5 protein-coding genes are annotated in these 5623 nt (G+C 55.8%); all 5 read right to left on the bottom strand.

Features of this window, described 5'->3' with window-relative positions:
* Nucleotides 1–107: AroM family protein (locus CPT76_RS21315; protein WP_146116394.1), on the bottom strand; the 107-nt coding region annotated here is incomplete at its 3' end.
* 163 nt (nt 108–270) lie between these two features.
* Nucleotides 271–1206, bottom strand: coding sequence for a DUF1177 domain-containing protein (locus CPT76_RS21310; RefSeq protein ID WP_105444399.1), 936 nt, complete (start codon nt 1204–1206; stop codon nt 271–273).
* A gap of 72 nt (nt 1207–1278) precedes the next feature.
* Nucleotides 1279–2337 (bottom strand): S-methyl thiohydantoin desulfurase family protein, encoded by a 1059-nt coding sequence (locus CPT76_RS21305; RefSeq protein WP_105444398.1) that lies wholly within the window; start codon nt 2335–2337, stop codon nt 1279–1281.
* 12 nt (nt 2338–2349) lie between these two features.
* Nucleotides 2350–3537, bottom strand: a complete 1188-nt coding sequence (locus tag CPT76_RS21300; protein ID WP_374954722.1) for an OPT/YSL family transporter — start codon at nt 3535–3537, stop codon at nt 2350–2352.
* Nucleotides 3538–3779: 242 nt separating this feature from the next.
* Nucleotides 3780–5318: a PucR family transcriptional regulator gene (locus CPT76_RS21295; RefSeq protein WP_105444397.1), complete on the bottom strand. Its 1539-nt coding sequence runs from the start codon at nt 5316–5318 to the stop codon at nt 3780–3782.
* Between the last annotated feature and the right edge of the window lie 305 nt (nt 5319–5623).

The following is a 5623-nucleotide window of genomic DNA, read 5'->3' as shown; positions in this document are numbered from 1 at the left end:
ACGCCGGCTTGAACGATGTCCACCCGGCTTGGCAAATGCTCCTCCAGAATCGGCGTAACGTCCTTCCGCGGCGCCTGCCCGATCGTAATTACCCCCAGTTTCGTCATACCGCTGATCCTCCTTCACCATGATCGATATCGAATGAGGCTTCCCCATTCCACATTGTTCGTGATCCCCTGGTTACGTCATGATTGAATCGTCCTCAAACGGGGATCTCCCTGCTGAAAAAGGGAAGACAGCCGTTTGGCCTCTTCCCTCTTCTGTGCTGACTCAGGCATTCCCCGCCGTCTGCAGCACCTTCATCGAACCGTACAGCTTGACGATCCGGTCATATTCATCCGGATTATAAAACGCGCAGGTTCCGTTCGTGACCTCTTTGGCGACTTCCACCGCAAAGCGGACCGCGGCGGCGATGTCGATCTCGTGGCTCGCCCCCGTGCCGCATCCCGGCACGACCGACTGGGCCGTTACGGCTACCCCGACGACCGGTGCCGAGGTGGCCACGGCAGGCTGCAGGATCGAGTTAATGTGGTACAGGTCGTTGCCGTAAGGTGTAATGTCCTGCATCGTGATCGGGAACGTCACCGGCAGCAGTCCCGTCGTCATTTCCATAATGCGAAGCAGGTCCTCGCTCACCCGCAAAATGTAACCTTCCTTGACGGTCGGCGATATGGCGAAGCCTTTATGGTTGATGACCCGGTTGCCCTTCGTCGTGTCGATCGAGAGGACCGCGTCCATTTCCGGCAGCACCTCGTGGGCGTTCATCGCACCGATATCAACCGGCGAATCCATAAAATCTACCGGCTCATGCGGACGGGTCGGGGCGTCGGGACAAATATGCGTCGTCACGATAACGTCGCCTTTGAGGCGGTCTCCCTTGACCTGCATATCCGCGAGCTTAAGCGCGGAAGCAACCGCCGCTACTGCTCCGTCAGCGTCGGAGACGAGCCCGATCCGGCTTGGACGGGCGCCGATGCCACCAAGGCGTCCAACGATGCCGAGGGTCGGAACAGAACCGCCCTTGGACTTGCCCTCGGTTCCCGGAATGACGATTTTAATAAAATCGGTGCTTCCCTTTTCGCCGGTTACTTTTTGTACGTGGGCGGAAATCTCCGCATAGTCGGCGAACAGCGCTTTGACCTTCTCTCCCGTTACATAGCCATCATCCATCGCGTCCAGCGAAATCATCGTTTGCTTGAGTGTCATATGACCGATACCTCCATCTTCTGTCTGTTGTGCGGGTGTTCTCTTTGTACCTTTCGAACCATCCGTAACGATTTAGAACAAATAATTCAGAACCGGTTTCTTGATAATGTCTTCCACCGGCAGCATCAGCTTCTTGTTGCGCATCGTGGTGCTGAGGAGCAGCTTCTCCTTCGGCACGACGATCACGGCGAGCTGCTGTCCCTTCTCCAAAGCGGCGGTCACGACGGGTCTGGCCGTCTTGGCGTCCAGGGTCATGATCAGGTCCGGGAATGTCGCGAAGCGTTCCCCGTCCTTTTCCAGCGTCATGTATTCATTCCAGAACGTCATTTCGAACCCGTCGATCTGCACGGTCCCGACATCGAATCCGCCGGTCATCTCGATCTGGAAATCCGTCACTTCTCCGGCCGCTACGATCCGGCCGCCGAGCTTGGCGACAACCGCTTCGATAGCTGCTTCGCCCTTGGCGCCGAGCAGCGCCCGGCCGACTTCGATCGCCTGCGAGATGGCTCCCGGAGCGCCGTTCTGCTTCGCATAGGCAGCGGTCACCGGATTTCTCGCCACCGCGACCAGGCCGCCCGCCTCCACCGACGCTTTGCGGACCATCGATGCCGCTTTCCCGAGGGAGCTGGAGATGCTGAACTCCAGATAGTTGTCGCCTTTGCCGCCGATGGCCGTTTGGTGGGACACGTAATCTTCCACCTCCGTTAGATTCAGGGCGCCCATCGTGCCTGTCGGATGCGCTCTGCCGTTGCAGGCGAAGTCGACCAGCGGAATACCGGTAATGACTGACTGCAGCCATCCGTTGACCGTTGTGCCGGCCCCGTTCTCATTGGTGTGAATGGCCGAGATCGGCTTGCCAAGCAAGCCGGCCAGCATGTCCAGCGCTTTGGAGTAGTGAATGGGCTTCAGATACTTATCTTTTGCCCCTGGTGCACCGACCAGCGATACGGTTACGAGCGTGTCGTTATCGGCGAATTCGTCGATGGTGCGCAGCTCCGGCTGTCCCAGCTCGAGCGCGAGCCGGCCGATTTGCAGGCCTTCCTCGATCCAGCCGCCACCGCCGCCGCCCAGGACCGCGCCGCCATAAACGGCGCTCTCCATCATGCTTTCATCCAAAGGTATACGTGCCATTGGTGTATGCACCTACTTTCTGATTTTGAATATCGAGTTAAAGAAGCTGTACAGCGCATCCCCTGCGATAAATCCGGCCGCCAGGATACTCATTGGTGTCTCGGCTTCCTTGCCTTTCACTTTCAGGACGACGATCCGGATCAAGAGACCCGCCAGGACCGCCCAGCAGGCGTTCGGCGTCGCAATGAGGAGGCCTGTCGCGAACATGACGCCGATCTGGCGCTTTGCACCGCCGATGAGCTGCAGAATGGCGCCCGGAATGGCCCACAGCAGCAGCTTCATCGCCACGTCGCCCGAGGTTCCCGCTTGAATCGTCGATACGTAAACCGTATCGATCGGCGGAACGAGCTTTTGCGAGAAGTACGAGTTATACGTCAGGGCAACAACGATAACGGCTACGCCGAAGGCGATCATACCTGTCATGTACTGCTGCTTTCTGCCCCGCTTTTCAAATTCGGGATCCTCCCCGTTGCCGCGCAGAATGTAGCCAGTCTTCAGGTCGTATCCCATGTCCGCAAACGCCGGGCCCGTAGCGGCACTGAATCCGGCCAAAAGGGCCAGCGCCACCGGCGGAAAGCCGATCAGCATGCCGAACAAAAGCGTAATGAACGCGACGGCAAAGGCAGGGAACCAGCCGGAATGCATGGCCGCGATGCCGACGATAATTTCGTGCACAAACGCGGCAAAGGCTGCAAAGAACAGGAAGCCGATCAGCATGCCGAGGGACATCTTCGTCATCAGGCCGCCGATGATGGCGATAATAAGTGCGATGATCAGGTAAGCGACAAAGCCCAGTCCCAGGGAGCGTCTCGCTTCACCCTCCGTGCGGGTATACTTCGAATCGTCAGCTTCTCGCTCCGATTTTTTCGGCCGCTTGAAAATCAGAATCGCGGCTTGAACGAGGGCGACGATCCCTGCGCCGATCATGACGCCATGGGCGATATAGAGAGCCTCCACGTTAATGTTGGGCTCGCCTAGCGAGAGAGCGACCAAAGCAGCCGAGCTTCCAGCCCCGATGACGGGGATCGACACGCGGCTACGCAATTCCCGGACGCCCGGATCGGCGGCGCAGCTGACAATAAGCAGGCGGCAGCCTTCCTGCTCCATCTGGATGCCCAGCTCTACGATTTTCGGAAGGGCTGCTTCCTCCGACGCATCATCGTAAATGCCCAGCGGTTGATCAGATATGCTTCTGCTCATGACAGGGACTTCAAATTGCTCTTGAATCATGTTTCCATGCGCTTGCAGCACTTCATTATCTTTCGCCGTAAATACACGAATTAATCCTATCAAGTCGATCACCCCTTCGTTCCTTTAAACTATTGATGTTAAAATATATTACATTAGATTTTATGCCTTTCACCCCGATGGAACAATGTACTCATCCACCAAAACTGAAAGCGACCCTTTGTGCTCATGGCACAAAGGGTCGCTTTGATCCGCTAATGATTTAATAAATAAAATGTCGTGCATAAGTACAATTCGAAACGGCACCTTGGATTGTTCAAATCCAGATCAAGAATCGATTTAATCCGGTCCATCCGGTAATTTACCGAATTGCGGTGAATAAACATCCGCAACGACGTTTCGTTCAGGCTGCCGCCTGTCGCCATATAATGATATAGCGTCCTGACGTAATTTGTGCCGTGGGTCCTGTCATGTTCAGCGAGCACGCCTACCTTCTCCTCAACGAACCGGTTCAGGCGGGCAGGGTCGGTCGATTCCTGCAGCAGGTGGATCATCTCCACTTCCGTGTAGGTGAACATCCGGCGCTCCTGGTTCAGCCGGTATCCGATTGACACCGCCGTTCGGGCTTCGCCATAGCTTCGGTGCGCCTCGACCAGGGAGCCCGGACGGCCGATGCCCATCCGCACTCCTTCCCAAGAGCTCAGCTGCCCGGAAAGGGCATCGCACCATGGAAGCGGCACATCCTTGTCCACGATCCGGCGGTCCTGTCCCGCAGGCTTGGCGGAGGGCAGAAACAACACGATCCTTCCCCCATGGATTTGGAGCTGGGACCGGACTTTCCGCGCGGAGGACTCCTTGCGTATGAACGCCTGGATATTGGTGACGACAGTGCTGTCCTCATTGTAAAAGGGCTCATCTGCCTCTACGACAGCCACTTCCCACAGCCATTCGGGCGAAAGACCGAGCTGCCGCCCCCTGGAGGCCGTCACCCGCTCATCGGACACCGTGTTCAAAATCAGCTCCTCGAAAAACGTGCCCCGCAGCCGGTTTTCCGTGTCCTTGGCGATTTTGTTCCTCATCAGCTCAAGCGAGAAAACGAGCCTTGCCTGCTCAATCAGCATGAGATCCAGCTCATTCAGCTCCCGCTTCTCCACCACGAATTTACCCAGCATTTTGTTGTCGACGCTAACCTCCCACTGGTGATGCTTCCCCGAAGACCGGTAAGGGTACCCTTCCGGCGACGACGCCAGCACCTCTCCGGCCTTACCGATGATCCATATCGGCGAATCGATTAACTCCGAGACGTTGTCAGCGACGACCTGAATGCCTTTATTGTTCAATACCAGCCGGGTCAGCGCCTTATTGACCTCTTCGGCCCGCCTTAGCAGCACAGCCTGCCGGTTTAAAATTTGATCCATAACATGATATGTTATGTCAATGTAAGCCATCCCGATAGGAAGCTGAATGATCGGAATATCGTATTGGTTGCTTTTATCGATCATTTCCTGCGGGATATGGGGAATAAAGCGTTCCGGCTTAATGGCCACCCCCGCCCCGTTCACTTTGGCGAGCTGTTCGATCATTTCGACCAGCAGCGACGGGTCGTTCCGGGTCGAATAGCCTGTCGTCAGCACCATCTCGCCTTCCCGCAGCCAATTTCCGATATCGGGAACCTCCCAAATATCTATATATTGTACGATACGGTCAAGGCCGCGTTCCCCGCTGATCAGCTGCGCATGTTCCATCACCGGCAGCTTCAGCATCTCCCTGACCGTCAAACCTTTCGGACTCATTGCATCACCTCGCGGTTCACGGATATCTGGGTGCAGCATGTCCTTTTGCTTTCGTAACCGCTTGAATATGCCCCCTCTTCATTGTACCTTACTGCTTAGCCCCGATGCTATTGCTTTGTAACCGCAGCCAAAAGAAGGAAAGACCGGACTCCCCGGCATAAGAAAAACGTCTATCGACGTACTTTCAAAGAAGATAGACCGCGTTTAGCTGAAGTTTTTCTTGCGATTATAGAATGGCTCAGCTTCGCTGAAATTTAAAATTCTATAATCTTAAAGAAAAACGTCTAATCGACGTACTTTCAAAG

Origin of the sequence: Paenibacillus sp. AR247, assembly GCF_002968895.1 — a bacterium.
In the GTDB taxonomy this organism is placed as follows: domain Bacteria; phylum Bacillota; class Bacilli; order Paenibacillales; family Paenibacillaceae; genus Paenibacillus_AQ; species Paenibacillus_AQ favisporus.
The sequence above is the reverse complement of the archived record's forward strand: the minus strand, read 5'-3'. Positions and strand labels throughout refer to the sequence as shown.

Coding starts and splice junctions, on each gene's coding strand:
- CPT76_RS21300 (WP_374954722.1), bottom strand. CDS start 3,537: ATGAGCAGAAGCATATCTGATCAACCGCTGGGCATTTACGATGATGCG.
- CPT76_RS21295 (WP_105444397.1), bottom strand. CDS start 5,318: ATGAGTCCGAAAGGTTTGACGGTCAGGGAGATGCTGAAGCTGCCGGTG.
- CPT76_RS21310 (WP_105444399.1), bottom strand. CDS start 1,206: ATGACACTCAAGCAAACGATGATTTCGCTGGACGCGATGGATGATGGC.
- CPT76_RS21305 (WP_105444398.1), bottom strand. CDS start 2,337: ATGGCACGTATACCTTTGGATGAAAGCATGATGGAGAGCGCCGTTTAT.